This is a genomic window from Streptomyces sp. NPDC044063 (genome assembly GCF_056434285.1).
On the sequence record NZ_JBWKFM010000012.1, the window covers coordinates 13137 to 37401 of the forward strand.

Sequence of the window (24265 nt, forward strand, 5' to 3'; positions counted from 1 at the left end):
CGGCCCCAGCCTCACCCGTGCAGGGCGCGGCCCAGGGGCAGCAGGTACTGGAGCGGGTGGTCCAGGTCGTCCAGGCCCAGCAGCTCGTGGGCCAGGTCGTCGTGGAAACCGCCGAGCGGGGTGCCCGCCAGGCCCAGGGCCGTCGCCGTGAGCAGCAGGTTCTGCGCCAGGTGGCCCGCCTCCAGCAGGGTCAGTCGCAGGGCGCGCTGGCCGTAGCGCCGGCGCAGCAGGCCCAGGTTCACGTAGAGGCCCAGGACCACGGGCGCCTCGTCCACGCCGACCCGGTCGGGGTCCTCCGACGGACGCGAGAGGTACGTCGACAGCGTCTTGACGTCGGCCACCGACGGCGCCGGGCCGACGCGGCGCAGCGTGCGGCGCTCGGGCACGCAGTCGTAGGTGGCCGACGGGAGACCGGCCACGTCGAGGGCGAGCAGGCGCACCCGGGCCGTGTAGAGCGCCCCGGCGCTCGGGTACGGGCGGTGGACGAGCGACCGGGTCGAGCCGTCCGCGAGGCGCTGCTCGCTACGGCCGCTCTCGGACAGCGCACTCCACAGCAGCGTCCCGAGCGTCTCCGCGTCCAGCGGGCCGCCGAGCGCACCCCGCACGGAGGCCCTGCCGGCCAGCACGGACCCCAGCGACACCTCCGGCAGGGCACCCCCGGGCAATGGGATCTCCGGGAGGCCCGGGACCGCCGATCGCGTGGGTTCCGGCTCCAGCGGGCGCAGGGCCGTGTCCTCGTGCCGGCCGATCTGGAACTTGCTGCCCTCCAGGTACCGCAGGTCCGGCGCGGCGTGCCCCTCCGCGAAGAACGCCGGCGGCTCACCCGCGTCCAGCAGCGTCCGGGCCACGAGCCGGCACACCGCCCGCTCCTCGTCCGGGGTGACGCCGAGCCGGTTCAGGAGCATGTGCACCTGCGACGCCCACACCCACGGCAGGACCGTCGCCGCACCGGCCTCGCCGCCGGTTTCCGCGCGCAGCAGCGCGTCCGCGTCCGCGACCGTCCCGGCCCACTCCGCGAGCCACGGCGCCGCCGTGCCCGCCTCCAGCGACTCGCGCAGCGTCCGCGACCGGTGCTCCAAGGCCGCGTGCCGCGCCGCGTACACCGAGTTGACCCGCGTGTGCACCACCGCGCCCGGCAGCAGTTCCACCTCGTCGACCCACCGCCAGCCCGCCGCGTGCCGGCGCAGCCACCGCGCCCCTTCGAGCCGGTCCATGCCCAGCGCGTGCACGGTGGCGTGGACCAGGTCGGCCGCGAGCGTGAGCCGCGCCGACCCGGCGGACGCCCGGCGGAGGGCGCGCAGCGCCTCAACGGCCACCCGCGAGGAGACGGCGAAGACCCGCTCGGCCGTCGGGAGCGCGCGCGGTCCGCCGTAGCGGCGTGTCTCCGGGACGTACGGCACCTCACGGACCTCGCCGTGGTGCGACGGCCAGGCGTTCCCCACGGCGGGGCGTGCCTTCGCCGCCCGGGCCAGGGCGGCCGGCAGCTCGGCGGCGGCCGTCGCGTCGAGCCCACGCACCCGCACGCGTACGTGCGGGCCGCCCTCCCCGTACCGGATGAAGAACCACCGCTCCGCGTCCCCGGCCGCCACCAGCCCGTCGAGAAGCGGGGCCACGTCGTCGGTCAGGAAGGCGTCGGTGTCCTCCGTGGTGGAGTGGAGGAAGAGGTGGAAGCTGTGCCAGGTGCTGGTGCTGGTGCTGGTATCGATGTCAGGGCTCACGTGCCGCTCTCGTTCGTCGGGCTGGTCGCTGTCACGGAAACGGATGCGGGTGGATCGCCAGGTCCTCGTACCGCGGCGGCCGATCGACACGCCCCAGCCGGTACGGCACCTCCAGCAGCCGGGGCAAGCCCCTCGTACGGTGGTTGACGTGCCCGAAGGTCATCGGCAGGGCCCCCGGCACGATCACCTTCACGCAGTGCAGCCCGAGCCGGTCGCGCAGACCCGGCTCGGTCTGGTCGACCGCGATCACCTCCAGGCCCGCGTCCCCCAGCCGGCCCACGGTCGCGTCGAGCAGCGCACCGAGATCGGTCACCGGCTCCGGCGCTCCCGGCCACGCCTCGGCCACCGGCCGGACCGGGGTGTCGGCGAACAGGAACTCCAGGCGGGAGGCCGCCTCGGGAAGGGTGTTGAGCCCCACGTGCTCGTCGAGGGTCCGGACGAGATCGGGCCGGTCCAGCATCGGGCGAAGCCGTTCGGGATCGCGCGGACGGCCGTCGGCCGAGGCGCGGTGCGGCGCCTCCAGCACATTGGTGACGACCTCGGCGACGGCCGAACGGATCGCCGTGCGCGGGTCGTGGTGCGCCCCGGCCGCCAGGAACATCCGGGGCGCCTCCGGGTGCGTCCCCTCGTAGCGGCAGACGGCCACGACCGCCGGAACGCCGAAGTCGTTCGTCGCGTCGAGGAGCACGAGCCGGTAGCCGGCCACGGCGGCCCGGTCGGCGAGGAGCGCCGTGCCCAGGTCCCCGGGCGGCGGCTCCACCCGGGGCAGCGGCGTGGCCGCGTACCACGCCATGAGGAACGCGTCCCGCTCCGCCACCTCGAACAGGCCGTACAACGCCGCCTCCTCGGGGCTGTTGCCGAGCCCGCAGCCGTTGGACGACTCGTACATCACCCGTGTCCGGCCGGCGCCCGGCACGTCCCAGTACGCCACGTGCTCGGGCACGGCGACCGCCCGGCCCCGGGTGAGCGACCAGCCGTGCACCCACTCCATCTCCAGCTCCGGGGTGTACGGGACGCTGTGCGACGCGGGGTGCCCGTGGTACGCCGGGTCGGGCAGGCCGAGCCGTTCGGGGTCCAGCGCGCGGTCGGGCCCCAGCTCGGCGAACGACGCGCGCAGCACGGTGCGCCGGCCGGTGGGCCGCATCCCCGCGAACCGCTCGACGCTCTCGAACAGCGCGACCCGCTCGCTGTCGGCGAAGTCCCCGGCCCGCCCGTACCCGCCGTCGTCCAGCAGCCGGCCGTCCGTCACCAACGCCGTCGTGAGACAGAAGGCAGAGTCCTCCGACCGGAAGAGCTCGCGCACGGGACCGAACCGCTCGTCGTGCAGCGCCGCCCGCATCCCGTCATTGGTCGTACGGGAGTTGGCGCCGCGCAGCACGGCCGGGTCGGGCAGCGGCCGGGGACCGGCCGGCAGGGGCGTCACCCCGGCAGCCGAGTCCTCGGGCAGCGGCCGGCAGACCGCGCAGCCGCCGACCGGGCGGACCTGGTGGGTGGACCAGGTGGCGCGGGCGGTGTGGACGACGTGCACGGTGGCGGTCGCCACGGATTCGGCCGTATCCGGTTGTTCCAGCGGTTCCAGCGGTTCCAGCAATTCCAGTGCGAGGGTTCCGATCGCCTCACTCAGCGCGGGCGACGGCGAACCGGCCAGCGCCAGTTTCGGGCTCTGCCACGGCACCCTGCCGCCCGCCGTGGCCAGCCGCTGGTACTCCACGCAGGACAGGCAGGCGGGCGCGCCCGGCCGCAGCACGGGACCGACCACCGCCAGCGCTCCGTCGAAACGGACCGGGACCAGCGTCACCGGATGCGCGAGCGCATGACGACTCAGCTCCTCGGCGAGCCCCAGCGTCCACTCCGTCATCAGGACGACCGCCGGGCCCGCCGTGACAGCCATCGCGGACGCGGCATCGAGCACCGGCACCGGCATGGCGGTCAAGGTGGATACAGATAGAGGGGACACGGCCGACGTCATCGCTCACCCTTCTTGGTGGCCAGCACGGTGAAGCCGCAGGCCCGCAGCCGCGCGGCCAGGTCCACGGCCCCGGGCGAGGCCGGGACGGCCCGGCGGGCGCGCAGACCGGTCACCCTGTGCAGGGCGGTGTGCAACGCCACCTCCCGGTCGGCCAGTTCCGCCAGCCAGCCGGCGGTCCAGCCGCTGTCCTCCCAGGCGGCCGGCCGCGCGTCGGCGGACGCCAGGGTCGCCACGGAACCGTCCGACCCGCACATGTGCCGGACCGTCACCTCCTCGCGCGACGCCTGGACGGTGGCCACGGCCGAGAGCGCGGCGAACGCGGCCGCGTCCCCCGGCGTCGCCTCGACGGCTCGCCCAAGAAGAGAACCGCCGACGGCCGGTTCGGCGTGGACGACCGCGAGGTACGCCTCCTCGCCGGGCATGACCCGGAGAACCTCCAGGCGCGCCCGGACGCCCAGGCGTTCGGTGAGCGTGGTCCACCAGTGACGGGCCTGCGGATGACCGGACCAGTCCGTACCGGCGGCGTCGGACCGTACGCCGGCGGTGACGGCTCGGCGCAGGGCGCGTCCCCAGGCATGCTCCGGGTTCGCCCCCACGGTGAAGCGCTCCTGGCCCAGCAGGAGTTCGGCCGTACGGCAGAACGCGTCGAGGCGGGCCAGGTCCAGGCGCGGGGCACCGGCGAGCAGGGTGCCGGCGTGCGTCGTGTCGCCGGGCAGGTCACACGCGGCGAGCGGTACGGGCAGCTGCCGCAGGGCCCCCGGGAGCGGGGCGGGGAGCAGCCCGATCCGCTCGTCGCCGAGCACCGCCATCCGGCGCAGCGCCTCGGCGAGGGTGAGGGCGGGGCCGAGCGGGGTCCGCCGGTCCGCGTCGATCCGGTCGGGCCCGGCCCAGCCCTGGTACTCGGCGCGCGGGGGCCGCGCGGTCGCCAGCAGGACGGCGGGCAGCCCGTCCGGCAGCCGTGGGTCGTCCCCCTCGTGCGCCGGGTCCGTCAGCCCACCGACCGCGCACAGCAGCCGATGGGCCGCCGCCCCGCCCAGGAGAGCGACGGACGCGCCGGAAGGAGAAGGAGAAGGAGAAAGAGAAGGGGAGGGGCCCAGGCGCGCCGCCAGCGCCCTCGCGTCCGCCGTGGCCTGCGCCGAGCTGCCCGGGGCGGTGACGTATCCACTGCCGCCGCACACGCCGACGGCGACCGCCCATTCGTCCTGACCGCCCCCGCGCGCCGTCAGCAGGAACGATCCTGCGGGCAGTGCGTTCCCGGCACCCGCACCGTCCGCCGCGTACGCGACCACGGCGCCGCCCCGCTCCAGGGCCCGCCGGGCGGCCTCCGCCGGCGGAGAGCCCTCCGCCCCACCGGCCGTGATCTCCACGCGCGCCGCCGCGATCGCCGACGCCGCCTCGGCGGGATTGTCGGCCGTCGTCGCGAGCCAGTCGTCCCCGGCCTTCGCCCCGGTCGCCCCGGCGTGTGGCGCCGTCACCAGCAGGTCGTGGTCCTCCAACCGCGCGATCAGCGTGTCCAGCGCCGTGCGTACGGGCGTCCCCGGCTCCGCCTGCCGCAGCAACTCCTCTGTCTCACCGGTGCGCAACGGCCCTTCAAGTACGCGCCACAGGGCGGGCAGCGCGCCGCTGCCCTCCAGGGTGACGGTGCCGCGCGGGCCACGCAGGTGCAGTCCGTCGCGCAGGGGGGTGACGGCCACGCCGGGGCGCAGCCGCCAGGTGCCCGTCGTCCCGGGGACGGTCTCCTCCGGGTCGGCGGCATCGGCCGGACGCGTGGTCATGACCTGCCCTCCACCGCGTCGATGACCGCCCCGACCTCGGCGCGCCAGTCGCAGCCCGTGAGCCCTGGCACGGTGCGGACGACCAGGTGGGCGGCGAGGTAACGTTCCAGCGGCCGGACGTCGCAGATCGCGAACAGGCGGTACAGCGCGTTGGTGCAGGCGCGGTAGACCAGGTAGTCGGGGCGGCTCCACATCGCGCCCTGCGGGTCGGAGCGGCGCAGGAGCCGGTGGAACTCGCTGTACCGGGTGCGGATGTCCTGGTTCCAGCGTTCCACCGCCGCCGCGTCCCCGGTGGCGGCCGCCCGTACCCGGTACTCGAGCGGCGCACCGTGCAGATCGGCCCCGGCGTCGTGGCGGTCCTCCGCGAGCCGCCAGGCGGCGGCCGACCAGTCGGCCCACTCCCGTTCCCAGCCGCGCGCACCGCCGTCGGCGATCCTGCCGACGATGCCGGTGACGGCCTCGCCCGCGCTGTCCCAGTGGCGCTCGAAGCTCGCGCGCAGCCGCCCGTCCGGGTCGTCGTGCACGAGGAAGTCCTCCAGGTGCGAGACGTACGAGTAGTGGCCGCCGGCGAGCCCTCCGGGGTGGGCCGCCGCGTGGGCGGCCAGCGCGGTCACGGCGAGCTGGACCCGTGCCTGGGCGCTGTCGCCGTGCTCGCCCAGGAACCCGGCCCCCGCCCGCAGCGTGCCCAGCCCTCGGCGCAGCAGGTCGTCGCGCAGGGCCAGGCCGTCGGCGCCGAGGAGGCCGCGCAGCGGGGCGAGGTCGGTGGCCTCGATCCGGACCGTGTTGTCCGGCACGATCGGGTCGTACGGCGGGGCGACGAGTTCGGCGCGCCCGGTCTCGACGGCCTGCTCCAGCAGCTCCGCCTCGGTGAGATCGCTGTGCGAGGGGTGGGCCGCGACCCAGTCGCGCAGCGCCCGCGCGGCCTCCTCGGCGGCGGGCGCGAGGCGCTCCGCCGGCCCGTGCAGCCGCAGTCGCAGGTGGGGGCCGTGGAGCCAGTGCCGTTCGACGTGGACGGCGAGCCCTTGTGCCGTGTACGACTCGGCGAGGGGCAGCAGGACTTCGCGCAGCAGCGGTGCCTTGACCGGGTGGTGGTAATAGACGGCCACGTCGGTGACGGTGGTGGGCCCGTCCTGCTGGGGGTGAGCTGCCGGCACGGTCGATTCCATGGTCGATTCCACGGTCGCTTCCTCGGTCATCGGGGGCATCGGGGTCATCGCGTTCGACCGGGTCATCCGGATCGTCCGGCCCTGTAGGTCTCCACGACGAGTTCCACGGCCCGGGTGGGCGCGGCGAGCCCGCCGGGTGCGGGGAGCGCCTCCTCCAGGACGACGCCGTCGGGGTGGCGGGAAAGCCATTTGGCCAGGCAGCGCAGGTGGAGCGCGTTGCCGAGGTCGGCGAACTGCGGCTTGGGGAGCCGCGTATGGGCCAGGAAGTCCTCCGTCGTGCGGCCGGTCGGGGCGGCGGCGACGGGGTGGAGGAAGACCTGCTCGGGCAGGCCGAGAAGGGCCCGCCAGCGGGCCGCGACCCCGGCCGGAACTCCCCGCACCGCGGCCAGTTCCGTGTGCAGGGCGCGGACGACACCGGCCGGAAGCAGCCACCTCCGGCGGAGCAGGACGATGTGGCGGTGGCGCAACCGGGGCGTACGGACCACCTGGCCGCCGGGTGCCGGGAGGGTGCGCCGGGGGACCAGCGAGCGGAAGTCGACGAGGCCGTGCGGCTGGTCGCCGAGATGGGCGCCGATCCGGCGCGGCAGCATGATGGGGGCGAGGAAGCCCGAGTAGAGCACGTCGAGCGGCTCACCGGTGGCCCGCAGCCGGAACCGCACCTGGTCGGTCGCCTCGTCGTGGACGAGCTCCACGTCGGACTCGCCGATCGTCGCGCGGTCGCGGTCGGGGCCGATCTCGTCGGGGACGAGCAGCGGGTGGAGGTTGGCGTTGAACCCGCCGACCGGCCGGATCTGGGCGGCCCGTGCGTCCGGGCCGAGGCCGCGGCGGATCTGCGAGCCGACCTCCTCGGCCGCGCGCGGGTCGAGTGTGTCGAGGAACCTGCTGGTGAAGCGCCCCCAGCCGCCGTAGACGCGGTTGACGCAGAGCAGGCCGGCGCCGGGGTCGCGCTGGAGGAACCAGGAGAGGCTGAGTGGGCGTTCGACGGCCCAGCGCGGGAGCCGTTCGCCCAGGCCCTTCACGAGGTCGGAGGGGAGGACGACGTCGCCGTCCGCGTCCCCTACGGCGTTCGCGTACTGTACGCCGTCCCCGTCCCGTAAGGCGTCCGCGACGGTGTCGCGCAGAGCGGCGAGTTCGGCGGCGCCGGTGGGGAAGTCGTCGCGGTCGGCGGGGCTGAGGGCGGCGAGCCGACCGGCCCGTTCCCAGGCCTCGGTGACGTCGGCGCCGAACTCCCACGGGTGGTGGCAGACGCCTCCGCTGCCGTACCGCTCGACGAAGCGGTCGCGTGCGCACCGGCGCATCAGGTGGCCGAGGTCGAAGAGTTCGGCCAGCGCGGTGACCTCGCCGAGGGCCTCGTGGTCGGCGCCGTCGAGGTAGCCGTCGAGCCGCAGGGGGCGGGGCGCGACGACGTCCTCGGACAGGACGTTGAGGGCGGCGGAGCGGGCCGGTACGGGGCGGCCGGCGTCGGCGAGCAGGGACGTCCAGCGGCCGGAGAGGCCGGTGAGGAGGGCGGGGCGCTCGGCGGCGGGCGCGGCGGCGAACGCGGTGGTCAGACGGGAGATCTCGGCGATGCGGTCGGCGAGCGCGGCGTCCTCTTCATCGGACCTCCGGCGCTCGTTCTCGCGCAGCCACCGCGCGAGTCCGCCCAGCGGGTCGTGGTCCTGCGGCGGAACAGGGTCGGCGGGGACGAGCAGTCCCGCCTCCACGAGGCGGTCGAGGAAGGCGAGGGCCGCCTCGTGGCCCGCGGCGGTGGGGCCCGCGTCCGTGCCGGGCAGGGCGGAGGCGAGGGCGTGCGCGAGCTCGTCGAGGGCGACCGGCGCCGCGGCGCGTTCGGTGATCAGGCGCAGCGGGCCGGTCAGGGCGAGTTCGGCCTCGTCCTCGTCGGCGACGAGGTAGCGGCCCCCGGCGAAGACGCCCCGGTCGCGCGCGTACGCCGCACGGCCGCCGTCGGTGATGCGGGCGGTGCTGGTGATGCGGTGGGGGAGCCCGGCGCGGCGGTGCGGGGCGTCCAGCAGGGCGGCGGTGAGGGCGGCCGTCAGCGCGCGGTTGACGGTGACCGTGTTCGTCAACAGGCCGTCGAACAGGCCCGGTTCGCCCCATGCCTTCGCACGTCGGGGCCCCGGCGTGTCCGACGGTTCCGGCAGTGGCCCCCAGCCGACCGCCGTGAACCACGACAGCGGGCTGGTCTTCGTGCTGGCCCGCAGGGCGTAGCGCAGGACGGTGGGTTCCTCCTTGCGCGCCTTGCGGTCGTCGGCCCCGTCACCGGCGCGGCGTACGGCCCGCAGCAGGTCGGTGCTGGTGAGGGCGACGGCCTTGGTGAGGGCGGGGTCGCGGCAGAGGGCGGCGAGGGCTGTGCGTTCGGCGGTGAGGGCGGGGCCGGCGGTGCGGTCGAGGGCGGCGAGGAGGGCGGTGCGCCGGTCCCGTAGGGCGAGCCAGGCCCGGAGGCGGGGTAGGCGGGCGGGCAGGTCGCCGAGCCGGTCGAGCAGGACCGGCCGGGGCGCGCGTCCGTTGTGCAGGGCGCGGCGCAGGGGGAGGACGACGTCCCGGTGGAACTCGGCGGAGTGGTCGTCGTGGCTGGCGTAGAGGTCGTCGCAGAGGGGGCCGGCGATCGCCAGCGACTCGCCTTCCGCGGCGGCGAGGCGGGCGAGCGTGTCGCGGAACTCCGCGGCGTCCGGGCCCTGTGCCGGGTGGGTGAGGACGGTGGCGCGCACGAGTGCGTACGGCGCCGACCGTACGAGGTGGCCGACGGTGCGGGTGCCGGTGCCGGTGCCGGTGCCGGTGCCCGTGCGGGTGTCGGCGTGGCTGTCGGCGTCCGTGGGGTGCGGCATGCGGGTCCCGTCCCTTCGTGGTGCGGGTGCCCGCCGCGGGCCGCCCCTGATGAAAGAGGTACGGTCCGCGGCGGGCGTCAGGCGATCGCGTGGAGCCGGGCGCGCGTCAGGGGACGCGCGCCGGGGTCACACGTTCGGGTGCGGCAGGTGCGGCTGGCCGCAGGACGAGGAGCCGCAGGAGCAGGAGCTCCCGCTGTTGGAGGCGCCGCCCTCGGGGAGCGCGACGGTGTCACGCATCGAGGTGACGGTGAGGTCGCCGAGGTCCAGGTCGAGGTCTTGGAGGCCGAAGTCGATGGTGCGTGCCGGCTCGGACATACGGATCATCCCCTTGGTGTGAAGGTGAAGGCCGAAAAGTGCACTGGAAGAGTCGTGCGAAATGGAGCCTGGCGGTCCACGGAAAGCGCGTCAGAAAGGCCCGCTGACATGCTGCTGACAGGTCGCTGACGTCCGATGACCGTAAGTGATCAGCGCGTTGCGGGGATGACTATATGGCTGAGACTAGGTGGTCGTGTTGGGTCATATCTTGATTGGCCGGAATATGCCGATGGCTCGTATGGGACTGCTGGATAAAACGAGTCGAGAGCGGAAGAAGTCGGCCACGTCCGGACGCGCCGTACACGCGGGACGCGGGCCCGTACCGGGGTGTCCAGGGGGTGCGGGGGCGTCGAGACGGCTCGGGCGGCTCCAGTCGGAAATCCGGGCTTTCGTGCCGAAGTAGTCGCTCCGGTGCGGTGCGCGTGGAATTCTGGGGTTCTCGCACTGTGGTTCCCGCACCGTGGTTCGCGCACCGTGGTGGTCGCCGCCCGGTGCCGCTCGATCCGGCCGCCACTCCCGACCGTGCCACCGGAGGACAACCGTGACCCTCGCCCTGCATCCCTCGGTGTCCGCCGCGGACACCGAGGACGGAATGGTGCTGCTGAACGAAACGACCGGCCGGTACTGGCAGCTGAACCTCACGGCCGCGTTCGTCCTGCGCGCGCTGCTCGACGGCGCCACCCAGGACGACGCGGCGCGCCGGCTCGCCGCGCGGTATCCGCGCGTCACCCCCGAGCGGACGGCGGACGACGTGGCGTCCATCGTCGGCTCCCTGCGCGAGGCGGGCCTGGTGACGGTCTCATGAGCCAGCCCATGGTCCCGGCGGCCCGGGACATCATCCCGCCCCACCACCGGCCGCCCGCGCTGCTGGCCACGGCCGTGGCCCGGCTGATCGTCCTGATGCCGCCCGGCCGCATCCGGCGCTCCCTGACGCTACTGCGGCGCGGCGCGGCGCCGGCCACCGCCGCGCAGGCGCTCGCCGCGCGGCAGGCGGTGGTCGCCGTGAGCGCGCGCTGCGCGGGCGAGGGGTGTCTGCAACGGTCCGTCGCCACCGCGGTGTTGTGCCGTATGCGCGGCGTCTGGCCGGACTGGTGCACGGGGGTGCGTACGGCGCCGTTCCGCGCCCACGCCTGGGTCGAGGTCGGCGGGGAGCCGGTGGGCGAGTCGTTCGCGGCCGGCTACTACGGGCGGATCATGGTCGTGCCGAGCGCGCCCCGGAAGCGGCCGTCGTAGCCGTTCCTCATGCGATATGACCATCCTTCGATCCACTCGGAAGGGTTGACAATTCGGCAGCGCGGATGGGCGGGTTGACGCCGGGGGAGCCTCCGGAAGGCGGTGCGGTCCGGTGTCGTGCCGGAGCCGCCGCCGGCGCCGTGGATCTCGGGGGAGAGGCGTACGTCATGACCGTCGGTACGTGGTTCGTCGCGCTTCCCGACGGCGACGTCGCCCGCCCCGCCGCCCAGGCCCTGCTCCCGCGCGCCCCACGGGTCGTGAAACACGCCTCGGGCCGCCCGTGGCTGCTCGGCGACTGGCCGGACGACCGGCTGACCGTCGCCGACGCCGGCACGGCCCGGCTCGCGGTGATCGGCCGCTGCCCGGTCACCGCCGGCGAGCTCGCGGTCGGGCTGCGCCGGGCCCGCCACGTCGAGGACGGCGAGCGGGCCGTACGGGACCTGGCGGGGAGCTTCCACGTGGTCGCCTCGATCGACCGCCGCGTCAGCGTGCGCGGCAGCGCGTCGGGCGTCCGGCGGGTCCACCACACACGCGTGGGGCGGGCCACGATCGCGGCGTGCAGGGCGGACACCCTCGCCGCCCTGACCGACGCGCGCGTGGACGAACGGACGGTGGCGCTGCACCTGCTGTCCGCGCCCCCGCCCCACCCCCTGGACGTCCACGGCGTCTGGGAGGGCGTCGACGCGCTGCGGCCCGAGGACTGCCTCGTCGTCGAGGCCGACGGCCGGGCGCACACCCGCCGCTGGTGGACCGCGCCCGCTCCGGACGTCCCGGCCGCCAAGGGGGCCCACGCCGTCCGCCGGGCGCTGCAGGCCGCCGTCGCGTCCTGCGCCGCCGGCGGCGGCACGATCAGTTCCGACCTCTCCGGAGGCATGGACTCCACCAGCCTCTGCTTCCTGGCCGCGCGCCACGGCGGCGCCGGGCTGGTGACCCTGCGCTGGGAGTGCCACGACGCCGGCAACGACGACGTCGTCTGGGCCGAGCGCGCCGCCGCCGAACTCCGCGCCGCCCAGCACCTGGTGGCCGGCGACGGGGCCACCGGCACGGTGCACGCGGCACCCTCCTGGTACGCGGAGATGGCCGGGGCGACCGACCCCAACGACGCGCCGGGCCCGTGGGCCCGGGAGGCCGCCCGCCTGGCGACGCTCACCCGGCTGATGACCGAGCGGTCCTCGCGGCTGCACATGACGGGCGGTGGGGCCGACGAGCTGTTCACCGCGTTCCCCCAGCACCTCCACGACTACGTCCGCAGCCGCCCGCTGGCGGCGCTCGGCCGTGTCCGTAGGCAACACGCCTTCCTCCAGGGCCCGTTGTGGCCGCTCCTGCGCGGCCTGGCCGACCGCAGCACCTACGGCCAGTGGCTCGGCGCCTGGGCGGACGGCCTCACGGCGCCGGCACCCACCCTGTCCCACACCCTCCGCTCCCTCCCGGTCGGCTGGGGCGCGGAGCCGCGCATGCCGGCCTGGGCGACCCCCGAGGCGGTGCGGACCGTGCAGAAGGCGCTGCACGAGGCCGCCGGCGCCGGCACGGCACCGCTCGCACCGCAGCGCGGCCAGCACATGGCCCTGGCCTCCGTACGGGCGGGCGCCCGCGCGGTGGCCCAGACCGACCGCCTCACCTCGGCGCGGGGCCTCGAATACGCGGCGCCCTTCCTCGACGACCGCGTCGTCGAGGCCGCCCTGTCGGTGCGGGTCGCCGAGCGCAACGCCCCCCACCGCTACAAGCCGGTGCTCGCCGACGCCCTGCGCGGCCTCGTGCCGGGGGCCGTCCTCGGCCGGTCCACCAAGGGCGACTACGGCGCCGAGTTCCACCACGCCCTGCGCCGGAGCCGGGCGGAGCTCTTCGAGCTCTTCGAGGACTCGGCGCTGGCCCGCGCCGGCCTGATCGACGCCGCCGTCCTCCGCGCGGAGCTGCTCGCCCTCCACCCGAGCCCGCACACCCTGGCACCGGCCCTGGACGCCACCCTGGGCTGCGAGATCTGGCTCCGCTCCCGGGCGGCGGGAGACGGCATCGGCCCCGCCGGGACGAGAGTTCCTGCTCGGGAGCGAGCAGGGGAGGAGAAGGGAGAGCGCGATGGAACAGCAGCAGGAGGAGATGTACGAGCCTCCGGCGATGGTGGAGGTCGGTGACTTCGCCGAGCTGACGATGGGCACGCCGGCGGGCAATCGCGTCGAGGGCGGAAGCCCGGGACACTTCTGGTACTACGCACCGGCCGGCTGACCCGTCAGGCCGTCCGGCCGTTCGGCCCCGGGTCGAGACCTCCGGCCGCGACCTGAGGCCGAACGGCCGCTACGCTGCTCGCTCGAACAGGTCGTCGAGGAGGAGCGGGGAGCGGCGGGACGCCATGAGAACGCGGGACATCGTCTTCGGCCTCTACGCGGACGAGGACGGCCTCGTCCTGGTCCGGGACATCGTGCAATCGGCGGTCGCCGCCCACGGCGCCCGGGTGGCGCGGTGGACGGAGCGCGGACATACGGCACCGGACGCGTCGGTGGAGGACCTGCACGGCGACCTCGCGGTGCAGTGGGCGTACGAGCACCCGGGGCAGGACCCGGGAGACCGGCGCCCGGTGGAACTGCGCGTGGGCCTGGTGTGCTCGTTGCGCGTGTGGCGGGCGGTGCGCAAGAGGGTGATCCGGGACCTGTGCCCGGAGGACCGGGCGCCCCACGTCTGCCGGGTCCCGTGGAGCGTGTACTGAGCGCTCCCCCGGAAGTCGGGTGAGCCGGCCGCGGATGCGTCGTGGCTGATCGAGCCGCTCCCCGCGCCCCTGCGGGGCGCTGCCGCACCGCACCGGGCTCCGGCTACTCCTCCTGGCCGCTCGCGACCGGGCGGTACGTGCACACGTGCACGCCCGTGCCGCTGGTGACGGTGGAGACGAGCTCGAGCGTGCGCAGCGCGCCGTCCTCCGGGAAGATCCGCTTGCCGCCGCCGAGGAGCACCGGCATGACCATGAGCCGGAGTTCGTCGACCAGGCCCTCGGCGATCAGCGTGCGGACGAGCGTGGGGCTGCCCATGACCAGCAGGTCGCCGCCGTCGGTCGCGCGCAGCCGGCGGATGCCGGCCAGGGCCTCGTCGCCGGGGACGAGGGTGGTGTTCTCCCATGTCAGATCGTCGGTGCCGAGGGTGCCGGAGACGACGTGCTTGGGGATGGAGTTCATCCGGTCCGCGAACGGGTCACCGGCGCGGCCGGGCCACGCCGCCGCCATCGTCTGCCACGTGCGGCGCCCGAACAGCAGCGCCTCGGCCTTGCCCAGCGCGTCGGTGAAGGCGCCGCCCACCGTCTCCGGGTCGAAGAACGGGTGCGACCAGCCGCCGTGGGCGAACCCGCCGTCGGTGTCCTCGTCGGGCCCGCCCGGGGCCTGCACCACACCGTCGAGGCTCATGAACTCACTGACCACGATCCGCACAGCACTCACTCCACTTCTCGCTCAAGGGCATCGCGGCAGCGTGTCGCGCCGCGTGCACGATCATGGCACCGACCACTGACAACGCCCCGGTGACAGGCGTCCGGGTGTGGCCGATCCGCCCGCCGGTAGACAGTGTCTACCTCCGTTTGGTAGACACTGCCCATGAACGATGAGGGCTCGCTGCGCGAGCGATTGATCGACGTCGGGGTGGACCTCGTCCTGACGGAGGGGACCGCCTCCCTCGGGCTGCGCGAGATCGCCCGCCGGGCCGGGGTCTCGCACGGCGCGCCGCGCCGCTACTTCCCCACGCACCACTCCCTGCTCGCGGCGATCGCCCGGCGCGGGTTCGAGGACCTCGGGTCCCGGTTCGCGGCCGCCGTCGCCGGAGCCGCCACACCACGGGACCGGGTGGCGGCCGTCGCCCGGGCGTACGTCGGCTACGCGCTGGAGCGCCGCGGCATGTTCGAGCTGATGTTCCGTCACGACCTGCTCGACAGCTCGCAGCAGCCCGCCGGCCCGCCCCGGCTGCGGGAGTCGACCCTCCCGCTGTTCGCGCACATGACCGACCTCGTCGGCCGGTGCCGCGCGGAGACCAAGGACGCGCCGCCGCCCGCCGTGACCGCCGCGGCCCTGTGGGCCAACCTCCACGGCCTCGCCCAGCTGTGGGCCTGGGGAAGCCTCCAGCTCATGCTCGGCGTTCCGGCACCGGACGACGCCGAACGCGACCGTCTCGTCGACGCCGTGCTCACGGCCCACCTCGGGCCGGTGACGTCATGACCGCGCCCGCGCGACGCCACCTCGCCCTCCTGGCCAGCGTGGCCGGCGCGATGATCGTCGCCCTGGACGGGACCGTCCTGCTCGTCACCCAGCCCAGCCTGCGGAGCGACCTCGGCGCGAGCATGGCGCAGGTCCAGTGGACCAGTACCGGCTACCTCGTCGCGGTGGCGGCCCTCCTCGTCATCGCCGGACGGCTCGGCGACCGCTACGGGCACCCGCGCATGCTCTGCCTCGGCGTCCTCGGCTTCGGGGCCGCCTCCGCCGGGATCGCGCTCTCGCCCGGAGCCGGCTGGGTGATCGGATTCCGCGTCGCCCAGGGCGTCTTCGGCGCGCTCCTTCAGCCCGCGACCCTCGCTCTGCTGAACCTCACCTACCCGGCCGACAAACTCGGCCGCCCGATCGCCCTGCGCACCAGCGCGATCGCTGTGGCGGCGGGAGCCGGCCCGGTCCTCGGCGGCGTCCTCGTGGACCGCTTCGGATGGCGCGCGGTGTTCTGGATCAACGTCCCCGTCGCGGTCGCCGTCGCCGCGCTCACCCTCGCCGTCCGCACGCCGGCACCCGATCGTACGGGCCGTACCGGCCACCAGGGCGTCAACCTCGCCGGCGCGGGCCTGCTCGCCACCGCCCTCGCCCTCCTCGTCCACGCACTGGCCGGCGTACCCGACCACGGGTGGACCGCCCCGTCCACCCTGCTCGAACTCGTCGCCGCCGCCGGCGTCGCGGCGCGGCTCGTCGCACGGGAACGCGGCACCGAACACCCGATCGTCCCGCGTGCCGTCGCGCGATCCGTGCCGGTCACCGCGTCGATGGCGCTCCTGCTGGTCATCAGCGCCTGCATGTTCGGCTCGCTGTTCCGGGCCACGTTCTACCTCCAGGACGTGCTCCACCTCGGTCCGCTCGCCACCGGACTGCGCGTCCTCTCCCTCACCGCGTTCATGATCCTCGGCGCGCCCGTCGCCGCCGCCGCGCTGCGCCGCCACGGCCCGCGCCGCACCGCGAGCGCCGGCACGCTCCTCGTCGTCCTGGGCATCGCCGGGCTCTCCCGCCTCGCCCCGGCCACCCCGTGGCCGGTCATGACCGCCGCGTTCGCCGTCCTCGGCGCGGGGTGGGCCACCGTGATGGTCACCGCCACCGGCACCGTCGTCGCCGGCGCGCCGCAGGGCTACGCGGGGGTCGTCAGCGGGCTCAAGCAGACGGCCATGAACGTCGGTCCGACCCTCGGCATCGCCGTCGCGGCCGGTGCGGCGGGGTCGTCGGCCGCGCCGATGGGCCCCACGCTCCTCCTTCTGGCCGCGTTCGCCTGCCTCGGCCTGCTGCCGGTGGCACTGCTCCCGTCGTCGGGCTCGTCCGGCGGCGGGCGTACGAGCACGCGTGCGTCCACGGGCGACGAGCAGCCGGCCCGCTCCTAGGGTGCGTCCGGTGGGTCCACCAGGCACACGGCCACGGACGTCAGGTCCTGAGGGAAGCCGCCCGTGTTCCTGCCGCCCGCGTGCCAGCTGTGGTCCGTGAACCCGAAGGTCGAATCGGTGAGGACGATGTCGAGGCCGCTGGTCGTGCCCCCGCCGCCCGCCGGTTCCGCGTCCTCGGGGCACACCGCGTCGGGGGCGAAGGCCCAGGTGCCCGGCTGGATGGTGACGGGCCGGCCGATCACGCGGACGAGCCGGCCGCTGCCCAGGCTGCGGGTGCCGGCGCTCGGTCGTGGTTTGGGCAACGGCTCGCCGCCGGCCTGGGCATCGGCCGCCGTCGTCAGGGCGAGGCCCAGGACGGCGGTGGTGATCAGGACGGCGGAACGGGTGCGGTCCATCACGACTCCCCGGGTCGCGTCGGATTCCGTCAGCACGCCCCTCGGAGGAGGAACCTCCTCTTCCTGAACGCTAGGCGCGAGCCGCCGCGCCTCCACAGGGCGCGGCGGGCGCACCGCCACGGCGTACGGACGCACACCGCCGGCGGCGCGTACTACCAGACGCGCCCCTCCGGAAGGGCCGTCAGCTCCGGCGCGGACAGGTGCAGCACCTCGTAGCGCTCCCCGTGCTCCGTGCCCGTGCCGTCGTGGGGCACGGCGTCCCGCCACAGGACGAACCGCAGCAGCCGCCAGTGGTGCGGGTCGACGGCGAGCGCGGCCGTGTGGACGTCCTCGCGCCGGGCCAGGGAGCGGAGTTCGTCCGCCTCCCGCTCGATCGCGGCGGTCAGCCCGAGGCCGGTGCCGTCGGCGTCCGGGTCGGCGGGGAGCGCGGTGAGCCGGCGGGAGGCCGCCCGCGGGGGACGGGTGCGGGCGGGGCCCGCGTGGCAGGCGACGCCCGTCCAGTGCTGCGCGACGGGGCGCCCGAAGTCGCGGATGATGTTCTGGAACCCGCCGCCGCCGACCAGGAAGCGGGCCATCTCGCCGGTGTCGTTCCACAGATAGAAGGGGGCGTACTGGTTGACGGGGGACCCGTCCACGCCCCGCTCCCGGATGACGTAGGCCTTCAGGCCCAGCCCGGCGCGGTCGTCGAGGACGTGGCCACCGGCGGCCACCCGCTCGCGGATGATCCGCATGTCGTAGTCGGCGGGCAGGGTGATCTCGTACTGCTTGGCGTACACGGGGAGATGGTGCCTTTCACGGGAGGGGGAGGGGGAGGGGCGTCGGGCTCAGCCCTTGCGGGGCGGCGTGGCGTACGCGGCGAGCAGGGCCAGCACGCCGGTGACGGCCTCGTCGAACGGCTCCGTGGAGCGGGCGGCGCGGGCCAGCACATAGCCGCCCTGGAGGACGGCGATCACGGTGGCGGCGGTGGCCCGCGGGTCCAGCGCGTCGCTGAGCTCGCCCCGCTCCCGGCCTTCGGCCAGCACTTCCACGAGGCGTTCGCGCACCAGGCCGAGGGTCTCCTCGACCGGCACCCGCAGCTCCGGGTCGGCCATGACGTCCGGGTCCTGGGTCAGTCGCCCGAGGGGGCAGCCCTTGAGCACGTCCCGCTCGCGCCGCAGGTAGGCGGCGACACGCTCGACGGCGGTGCCGGGCGCGGAGAGGACGGCCTCCGCGGCCTCCCGCATCTCCTCGGCCGTGCGCCGGATCGCGGTGAGCGCCAGGTCGGGCTTGCCGGTGAAGTGGTGGTACATGCTGCCCTGGCCGACGCCGGCCCGCTGCTGGATGGTCCGGGGGCTGGTGCCGGTGTAGCCGCGCTCCCACAGCAGTTCCCGGGTGCTCTCGACGAGTCGTTCGGCGGTGCTCATGTCGATCACTGTACATACCAGTAGGTACAGAGAGTACCCATGGAGTGATGCTTTTCGGCCAGCCCCAAAAACTGGACGTTTCCTGTGAACTCCCTGTGAGAAACGGCGTGTTGGCTGCCGTCGGATGCCGGTGAGCGGTCGATGGTTGTCCGAAAACACCCCAAGGGATCGGTCAATACTTCCCCAAGCGCAGATAAAGGCGAGAGGGTTGGTTGACCGTCGAATCATCGGTATCGGGTCGGGTGTGGCGGTGGATTTGAAGCGTTGATGGGGTGTTTCTGCCCTGTTCGATTTACGGAACGTTGGGTCCCGTTTTACGAACCGGGTTCGGCCGCGCCACGTCTGTGGTGGGTGCGGACGTCCGGAAGGCGTCCGTGTTCCGTCAGATGTCGAATAGAGGCGCACACCGATGGCATCGACCTTTCCCGGTCTCCTGCCCGCACCGTCAGAACCCGATGTGGGCCGGGCTCACTACCCCGGCCCACCGCCCGCGCCGCCGCGTACCCTGCTCGACGTGCTGGACGCCACCGCCGCCGCGCACCCCGGGGCCCTCGCCCTGGACACCGGCGACGAACGACTCACCTACCGGGAGCTGACCGCGCGGGTCGCCGCACAGGCGGACCTCCTCCGGCGGGCGGGAGCCGGACCGGGCGACCGGATCGGGGTCCGCGTCCCCTCCGGCACGGCCGAGCTCTACCTGTCGATCCTGGCCGTCCTGCGCTGCGGCGCCGCGTACGTGCCCGTCGACGCCGACGACCCCGACGAGCGGGCCGCCACCGTCTTCCGGGAGGCCGGCGTCCGCGCGGCCCTCGGGGCCGGCGGCGCGCTCCTGCCCGGCAGCGCCCCGGCCGCCAGCGCCGCCCCCTCCACCTGGCGCCCGGTCCTGCCGGACGACGACGCCTGGATCATCTTCACCTCGGGTTCCACCGGCGCGCCCAAGGGCGTCGCCGTCAGCCACCGCAGCGCCGCCGCCTTCGTCGACGCCGAGGCCCGGCTCTTCCTCCAGGGCGACCAGGGAGACCAGGGCGACCAGGGAGATCAGGGAGGCCAGGGCGGTCAGGGCGGCCCGCTGGGCCCCGGCGACCGCGTGCTCGCCGGGCTGTCCGTCGCCTTCGACGCCTCCTGCGAGGAGATGTGGCTGGCCTGGCGGCACGGCGCCTGCCTCGTCCCCGCCCCGCGCTCCCTCGTCCGCGCCGGCCACGAACTCGGGCCCTGGCTCGTCGAGCGCGGCATCACCGTCGTCTCCACCGTGCCGACGCTCGCCGCGCTGTGGCCCGCCGAGTGCCTGGACCGGGTGCGGCTGCTGATCGTCGGTGGCGAGGCGTGCCCCGCCGAACTCGTCGACCGCTTCGCCGTCCCCGGCCGCGAGATGTGGAACACCTACGGCCCCACCGAGACCACCGTCGTCGCCTGCGCCGCCCGGCTGCACCCCGGCGAGCCCGTCCGCATCGGACTACCGCTGGCCGGCTGGGACCTCGCCGTCGTCGACGAGGCGGGCGAGCCCGTCCCCTTCGGCGCCGAGGGCGAACTGGTCGTCTCCGGCGCCGGCGTCGCCCGCTACCTCGACCCCGTCAAGGACGCCGAGCGCTACCGCCCCTCCGCGGCCCTCGGCACCGACCGCGCCTACCGCACCGGCGACCTCGTCCGGGCCGACCCCGAGGGCCTCGTCTTCGCCGGCCGCGCCGACGACCAGATCAAGATCGGCGGCCGCCGCCTCGAACTGGGCGAGATCGACGCCGCGCTGAGCGCCCTGCCCGGCGTCCTCGGCGCCGCCGCGGCCGTCCGCACCACCCCGGCCGGCACCCGGCTTCTGGCCGGCTACGTGGTGCCGGGGCCCGGCTTCGACCACGTACGGGCCAGAGCGCTGCTGACGGAACGCCTGCCCGCCGCGCTCGTCCCCCTGCTGGCCGAGGTGCCGGAGCTGCCCACCCGCACGTCCGGCAAGGTCGACCGCGACGCGCTGCCCTGGCCGCTGCCCACCGCCGGCGGCGGCGCGGACGACGACGCCGAGCCGCTGCACGGCACCGCCGCCCGGCTGGCCGACCTGTGGGAGGAACTGCTGGGCACCCGGCCCGGCGCCGGTTCCGACTTCGTCTCCCTGGGCGGCACCAGCCTGGCCGCCGCCCGCCTCGCCTCCGCGCTGCGCGAGCACCACCCCGGGGTCTCCGTCGCCGCCCTCTACCGCCACCCCGTGCTCCGGGACATGGCCGCCCACCTCGACTCCCTCACCCCGCAGCGGACCGTCCGGCGGCCGCGCGATGCCCGCCCGGTGCGCCGCCGGACGGGCGCGGTCCAGATACTCGTGCAGACCGCCCTGTTCGGCGTGGCGGGGCTGCGCGGGCTGGTGGGTCTGGCCGCGGCCGACAACGTCCTCGGCCTGCTCGCCCCCGAGGCCTGGGCGCCGCACACCTCCTGGTGGATCGTCCTGGCCGGCTGGTTCCTGCTCTTCAGCGCCCCCTGCCGGCTCGCGCTCGGCGCCACGGCCGCCCGCCTGCTCACCCGAGGCGTCGCCCCCGGCGCGTACCCGCGCGGCGGCCGGGTCCACCTGAGGCTGTGGGCCGCCGAACGCACCGTCGCCTCCTTCGGCGTCCCCGCCCTCCTCGGCACCCCCTGGGCCGCCTGGTACGCGCGCTCGCTCGGCTGCGCCACCGGCCGGAACGTCGCCCTCCACGCCATGCCGCCGGTCACCGGCCTCGCCGAACTCGGCGACGGCTGCGCCGTGGAGCCGGAGGCCGACATCGCCGGCTGGTGGCTGGACGGCGCGACCCTGCGCGTCGGCGCCGTACGCGTCGGCGCCGGGGCCCGCGTGGGCCACCGCGCCATGCTGATGCCGGGAGCCTCGCTCGGCGAGGGCGCCGAACTCGCCCCCGGCGGCTGCCTGGACGGCCACATCCCGGCCGGCCGCACCTGGGAGGGCTCACCGGCCCGGCCGGCGGACGAGGAGACGACGGGGACGACGGGGACGAAGGGAGCCGCGAGGACCACTCACCGGCGCTCGCGCCGCTGGGACGCCGCCTACGCCCTCTCCCTCGGCGTGCTGCCGCTCCTGCCGCTCGTCGCGGCCGCGCCCGCGCTCGTCGGCACGTACGAGCTGGTGAAGGGCTGCGCCACGCTCACCGCCGCCGGTCTGTGGCTGCTGGCCGCGGTGCCGCCCTTCACGTTCCTCACCACCGTCTGCTGGGTCCTGCTCGTCGCCGTCGTGGTCCGCGCTCTCGGCCGGGGCATCGTCCCGGGCGACCACCCGGCGGACGGCGGAGTCGCCTGGCGCGTCTGGCTGGTGACCCGGCTCCTCGACGGCAGCCGCACCGGCCTCTTCCCGCTCTACGCCAGCCTGGCCACCCCCGGCTGGCTGCGCCTGCTGGGCGCCCGCGTCGGCCGGCGCACCGAGATCTCCACGGTCCTGCCGCTGCCGTCGCTGCTCACCGTCGAGGACGGCGCGTTCCTCGCCGACGACACCCTGGTCGCGCCCTTCGAGCTCAAGAACGGCCGGATGCGGCTCGACCGGGTCCGGATCGGCCGGCGCGCCTTCGTCGGCAACTCCGGCATCGTCGGCCCCGGCCGCACCGTGCCGGACAACGGTCTCGTGGGTGTGCTCTCCGACGCCCCCGCGCACGCCGAACCGGGCGGTTCCTGGCTGGGGCGGCCGGCGATGCCGCTGCCGCGCGTGGCCGCCACCGCCGACGCGGGGCGCACGTTCGCGCCGCCGCGCCGCCTGGTCCTGGCCCGCGCGGGCGTCGAGGTGTGCCGTGTCCTGCCGCTGATGTTCGGTCTGGCCCTCGCCGAGGCGGTGTTCCTCGGCGAGCAGGACGCGCTGAACACCGGCGGTCTGGGGTTCGCCGCGCTCGTCGGCGCCCCGCTGCTGCTGGCCGCCGGCGTGGCCGCAGCGCTGACGGCGACCGCCGCCAAGTGGCTGCTGGTCGGCCGTTTCCGGGCCGGCGAGCACCCGCTGTGGAGCTCGTTCGTGTGGCGCAACGAGCTGTACGACACGTTCGTGGAGTCGCTCGCCGTGCCGTGGCTCGCCGGGCCGTTCACCGGGACCCCGGTCCTCAACTGGTGGCTGCGCAGCCTCGGCGCCCGGATAGGCCGCGGCGTGTGGTGCGACACCCACTGGCTGCCGGAGACCGACCTCGTCAGCCTGGGCGACGGGGCGACCGTCAACCGCGGCTGCGTCCTGCAGACCCACCTCTTCCACGACCGGATCATGCGCATGGACGCCGTGCGTCTGGAGGCCGGCGCCTCGCTCGGCCCGCACGGCATCGTCCTGCCGGGCACCACGGTCGGCGAGCACGCCGCCATAGGCCCCTCCTCCCTGGTGATGCGCGGCGAGAGCGTGCCCGCCGGTACCACCTGGGCGGGCAACCCCATCGCCGGCGCGGCCCCCGCCGCCGAGGGCGGGCGCGTGGCATGAGCGACGGCCCCCGCCGCCCTTGCAGCCGCCGTGGCCTCCTCACGGCCACGGCGGCCCTCCCGCTGACCGCCGCCGTGGCCGCCCTCGCCGGCGGCGACGGCCGCCGTACCCCCACGCCGGAAGGCGGGGAGAGGGCGGAGGGCGCCGGATGTGCCGGGCAGGCGGGGCGCTACTTCCCGCGGAGCGGCTCGTACGGCCACCGCACCACGGCCTACGAGCTGCGGCTCGACTACGACCCCGGACGCGCCCGGCTGGCGGGCCGGGCCCGCGTCCGGGCCGTGGCCCTGGAGGACGTCCAGCGGGTCGAACTCGACCTGGCCAGCCGGCTGACCGTGCGCTCCGCCCGCCTCGACGGGCAGCCGGTGCGGGTCCGCCACCGCCGCGGCAAGCTCGTCCTGGACACCCCGGGCCCGCTCGCCGCCGGCCGGCCGTTCGTCGTCGACATCCACTACGCGGGGCGGCCGGAGCCGGTCGCCACGCCCTACGGGTCCATCGGCTGGGAGCGCACCGGCGACGACCACGAGGGGACGCTCGTCGCCTCCCAGCCCGTGGGCGCGCCCTCCTGGTTCCCCTGCAACGACCGCCCCGACGACAAGGCCGCCTACACCTTCGAGATCACGGTGCCGCGCGGCCACCAGGCCCTCGCCAACGGGACATTGCGCGACCGCGTCCCGGACGGCGACCGGGTGCGCTGGACCTACGACCACCCGGGCCCGATGGCGACCTACCTCGCCGCCGTCTACACCGGCTCCTTCGTCCAGGAGGAGCGGGACGGGGTGCGCAACGCCTACCCCGCCCGCCTCGCCGACCACGCCCGCCACGACCTCGCCCGCCAGCCCGAGATGCTCCGCGCCTTCGCCGGGCTGTTCGGGCCCTACCCCTTCGAGACCTACGGGGCGGTCGTCGTCGACGCCGAGCTGGGCGCCCCGGTGGAGAACCAGACGCTCTCCGTCTTCGGCTCCAACCACATCGACGGCCGGCGCGGCGCGGAGACGCTCGTCGCCCACGAGATCGCCCACCAGTGGTACGGCAACAGCGTCTCCCCCGCCGACTGGCGGCACATCTGGCTGAACGAGGGCTTCGCCACCTACGCGGAATGGCTCTGGTCGGAGCACCTCGGCGAGGACGACGCCCACACCCTCGCCCGCGAGGCCTGGAACGGGCTGAACCGAGCCCGCCAGGACCTGCGCGTCGCCGACCCCGGCCGGCGCCACCTCTTCGACGACCGCGTCTATACCCGCGGCGCCTGCACCCTCCACGCGCTCCGGCTCGCCGTCGGCGACGACCGCTTCTTCACCGTCCTGCGTACCTGGCACGAGGCCCACCGGGGCGGAAGCGCCGACACCGGCGCCTTCCTGGCCCACACCGGGCGGGTGACGGGCCGTGACCCCGAACCGCTGCTGCGCCCGTGGCTGTTCGAGAAGACACTGCCGCGCTTTCCCGACCCGGCGTGATGGGGGGGACG

At 75.4% G+C, this 24265-nt stretch carries 19 protein-coding genes; 9 read left to right on the plus strand and 10 right to left on the minus strand.

Going from position 1 to position 24265, the window contains the following annotated elements; genetic code table 11:
• Window positions 1–11 precede the first annotated feature (11 nt).
• From AC07BS_RS16605 to AC07BS_RS16630, 6 genes are all read right to left on the minus strand, one after another.
• Window positions 12–1718 (minus strand): thiopeptide-type bacteriocin biosynthesis protein, encoded by a 1707-nt coding sequence (locus tag AC07BS_RS16605; protein WP_478932773.1) that lies wholly within the window; start codon window positions 1716–1718, stop codon window positions 12–14.
• Between the two features lie 31 nt (window positions 1719–1749).
• The gene (locus tag AC07BS_RS16610; protein ID WP_478932775.1) at window positions 1750–3642 is read right to left on the minus strand and encodes a TOMM precursor leader peptide-binding protein; all 1893 of its coding nucleotides are present in this window, start codon (window positions 3640–3642) and stop codon (window positions 1750–1752) included.
• A gap of 41 nt (window positions 3643–3683) precedes the next feature.
• Window positions 3684–5462: a hypothetical protein gene (locus AC07BS_RS16615; protein ID WP_478932777.1), complete on the minus strand. Its 1779-nt coding sequence runs from the start codon at window positions 5460–5462 to the stop codon at window positions 3684–3686.
• On the minus strand, window positions 5459–6658 hold the full coding sequence (locus AC07BS_RS16620; protein ID WP_478932778.1) for a lantibiotic dehydratase C-terminal domain-containing protein: 1200 nt from the start codon (window positions 6656–6658) through the stop codon (window positions 5459–5461). The genes AC07BS_RS16615 and AC07BS_RS16620 overlap by 4 nt, the downstream gene beginning before the upstream one ends.
• 32 nt (window positions 6659–6690) lie before the next feature.
• Entirely contained in the window at window positions 6691–9453 is a 2763-nt protein-coding gene (locus tag AC07BS_RS16625) for a lantibiotic dehydratase (protein ID WP_478932780.1), read from the minus strand.
• A 126-nt stretch (window positions 9454–9579) separates the two neighbouring features.
• Window positions 9580–9768 carry a thiazolylpeptide-type bacteriocin gene (locus AC07BS_RS16630; RefSeq protein ID WP_478932782.1) on the minus strand — a complete coding sequence of 63 codons (189 nt, stop codon included), beginning with the start codon at window positions 9766–9768 and terminating at the stop codon, window positions 9580–9582.
• Window positions 9769–10309: 541 nt separating this feature from the next.
• On the opposite strand from AC07BS_RS16630, the gene AC07BS_RS16635 reads away from it, so the two are divergent.
• The 5 genes from AC07BS_RS16635 to AC07BS_RS16655 all read left to right on the plus strand — a co-directional run bounded on the left by AC07BS_RS16635 (window position 10310) and on the right by AC07BS_RS16655 (window position 13699).
• Complete coding sequence (locus AC07BS_RS16635; protein WP_478932784.1) at window positions 10310–10573, plus strand: lasso peptide biosynthesis PqqD family chaperone; 264 nt, start codon at window positions 10310–10312, stop codon at window positions 10571–10573.
• Window positions 10570–11001 carry a lasso peptide biosynthesis B2 protein gene (locus AC07BS_RS16640; protein WP_478932786.1) on the plus strand — a complete coding sequence of 144 codons (432 nt, stop codon included), beginning with the start codon at window positions 10570–10572 and terminating at the stop codon, window positions 10999–11001. The genes AC07BS_RS16635 and AC07BS_RS16640 overlap by 4 nt, the downstream gene beginning before the upstream one ends.
• A gap of 167 nt (window positions 11002–11168) precedes the next feature.
• The gene (locus AC07BS_RS16645) at window positions 11169–13130 is read left to right on the plus strand and encodes an asparagine synthase-related protein (protein ID WP_478932788.1); all 1962 of its coding nucleotides are present in this window, start codon (window positions 11169–11171) and stop codon (window positions 13128–13130) included.
• The gene (locus AC07BS_RS16650; RefSeq protein ID WP_478643515.1) at window positions 13075–13221 is read left to right on the plus strand and encodes a lasso RiPP family leader peptide-containing protein; all 147 of its coding nucleotides are present in this window, start codon (window positions 13075–13077) and stop codon (window positions 13219–13221) included. The genes AC07BS_RS16645 and AC07BS_RS16650 overlap by 56 nt, the downstream gene beginning before the upstream one ends.
• 124 nt (window positions 13222–13345) lie before the next feature.
• The gene (locus AC07BS_RS16655; RefSeq protein WP_478932791.1) at window positions 13346–13699 is read left to right on the plus strand and encodes a hypothetical protein; all 354 of its coding nucleotides are present in this window, start codon (window positions 13346–13348) and stop codon (window positions 13697–13699) included.
• Window positions 13700–13802: 103 nt separating this feature from the next.
• On the opposite strand, the gene AC07BS_RS16660 is transcribed toward AC07BS_RS16655, so the two are convergent.
• Window positions 13803–14408, minus strand: a complete 606-nt coding sequence (locus AC07BS_RS16660) for a dihydrofolate reductase family protein (RefSeq protein ID WP_478933050.1) — start codon at window positions 14406–14408, stop codon at window positions 13803–13805.
• 162 nt (window positions 14409–14570) lie between these two features.
• Here AC07BS_RS16660 and AC07BS_RS16665 point away from each other — a divergent pair, with 162 nt between their 5' ends.
• Together AC07BS_RS16665 and AC07BS_RS16670 are read left to right on the plus strand one after the other, a co-directional pair.
• Window positions 14571–15185, plus strand: coding sequence for a TetR/AcrR family transcriptional regulator (locus AC07BS_RS16665; protein ID WP_478932793.1), 615 nt, complete (start codon window positions 14571–14573; stop codon window positions 15183–15185).
• A complete protein-coding gene (locus tag AC07BS_RS16670) occupies window positions 15182–16594 on the plus strand; it encodes an MFS transporter (protein WP_478932795.1) in 1413 nt (470 codons plus the stop codon). Before AC07BS_RS16665 ends, AC07BS_RS16670 begins: the two co-directional genes overlap by 4 nt.
• Here AC07BS_RS16670 and AC07BS_RS16675 read toward each other — a convergent pair.
• From AC07BS_RS16675 to AC07BS_RS16685, 3 genes are all read right to left on the minus strand, one after another.
• The gene (locus AC07BS_RS16675) at window positions 16591–16989 is read right to left on the minus strand and encodes a hypothetical protein (protein WP_478643506.1); all 399 of its coding nucleotides are present in this window, start codon (window positions 16987–16989) and stop codon (window positions 16591–16593) included. The genes AC07BS_RS16670 and AC07BS_RS16675 overlap by 4 nt on opposite strands.
• 152 nt (window positions 16990–17141) lie before the next feature.
• Entirely contained in the window at window positions 17142–17765 is a 624-nt protein-coding gene (locus AC07BS_RS16680) for a DUF4865 family protein (protein ID WP_478932797.1), read from the minus strand.
• A 48-nt stretch (window positions 17766–17813) separates the two neighbouring features.
• Entirely contained in the window at window positions 17814–18392 is a 579-nt protein-coding gene (locus AC07BS_RS16685; protein ID WP_478932799.1) for a TetR/AcrR family transcriptional regulator, read from the minus strand.
• Window positions 18393–18801: 409 nt separating this feature from the next.
• On the opposite strand from AC07BS_RS16685, the gene AC07BS_RS16690 reads away from it, so the two are divergent.
• Together AC07BS_RS16690 and AC07BS_RS16695 are read left to right on the plus strand one after the other, a co-directional pair.
• Complete coding sequence (locus tag AC07BS_RS16690) at window positions 18802–22800, plus strand: Pls/PosA family non-ribosomal peptide synthetase (RefSeq protein WP_478932801.1); 3999 nt, start codon at window positions 18802–18804, stop codon at window positions 22798–22800.
• A complete protein-coding gene (locus AC07BS_RS16695) occupies window positions 22797–24254 on the plus strand; it encodes a M1 family metallopeptidase (RefSeq protein WP_478932803.1) in 1458 nt (485 codons plus the stop codon). Before AC07BS_RS16690 ends, AC07BS_RS16695 begins: the two co-directional genes overlap by 4 nt.
• Window positions 24255–24265 lie beyond the last annotated feature (11 nt).

Bases quoted from the DNA above. Each gene is read 5' to 3' on its own strand.
- AC07BS_RS16685 (WP_478932799.1), bottom strand. From the start codon at position 18,392: ATGAGCACCGCCGAACGACTCGTCGAGAGCACCCGGGAACTGCTGTGG.
- AC07BS_RS16670 (WP_478932795.1), top strand. From the start codon at position 15,182: ATGACCGCGCCCGCGCGACGCCACCTCGCCCTCCTGGCCAGCGTGGCC.
- AC07BS_RS16640 (WP_478932786.1), top strand. From the start codon at position 10,570: ATGAGCCAGCCCATGGTCCCGGCGGCCCGGGACATCATCCCGCCCCAC.
- AC07BS_RS16665 (WP_478932793.1), top strand. From the start codon at position 14,571: ATGAACGATGAGGGCTCGCTGCGCGAGCGATTGATCGACGTCGGGGTG.
- AC07BS_RS16615 (WP_478932777.1), bottom strand. From the start codon at position 5,462: ATGACCACGCGTCCGGCCGATGCCGCCGACCCGGAGGAGACCGTCCCC.
- AC07BS_RS16655 (WP_478932791.1), top strand. From the start codon at position 13,346: ATGAGAACGCGGGACATCGTCTTCGGCCTCTACGCGGACGAGGACGGC.
- AC07BS_RS16630 (WP_478932782.1), bottom strand. From the start codon at position 9,768: ATGTCCGAGCCGGCACGCACCATCGACTTCGGCCTCCAAGACCTCGAC.
- AC07BS_RS16625 (WP_478932780.1), bottom strand. From the start codon at position 9,453: ATGCCGCACCCCACGGACGCCGACAGCCACGCCGACACCCGCACGGGC.
- AC07BS_RS16620 (WP_478932778.1), bottom strand. From the start codon at position 6,658: ATGACCGAGGAAGCGACCGTGGAATCGACCATGGAATCGACCGTGCCG.
- AC07BS_RS16645 (WP_478932788.1), top strand. From the start codon at position 11,169: ATGACCGTCGGTACGTGGTTCGTCGCGCTTCCCGACGGCGACGTCGCC.
- AC07BS_RS16695 (WP_478932803.1), top strand. From the start codon at position 22,797: ATGAGCGACGGCCCCCGCCGCCCTTGCAGCCGCCGTGGCCTCCTCACG.
- AC07BS_RS16610 (WP_478932775.1), bottom strand. From the start codon at position 3,642: ATGCCGGTGCCGGTGCTCGATGCCGCGTCCGCGATGGCTGTCACGGCG.
- AC07BS_RS16650 (WP_478643515.1), top strand. From the start codon at position 13,075: ATGGAACAGCAGCAGGAGGAGATGTACGAGCCTCCGGCGATGGTGGAG.
- AC07BS_RS16675 (WP_478643506.1), bottom strand. From the start codon at position 16,989: ATGGACCGCACCCGTTCCGCCGTCCTGATCACCACCGCCGTCCTGGGC.
- AC07BS_RS16690 (WP_478932801.1), top strand. From the start codon at position 18,802: ATGGCATCGACCTTTCCCGGTCTCCTGCCCGCACCGTCAGAACCCGAT.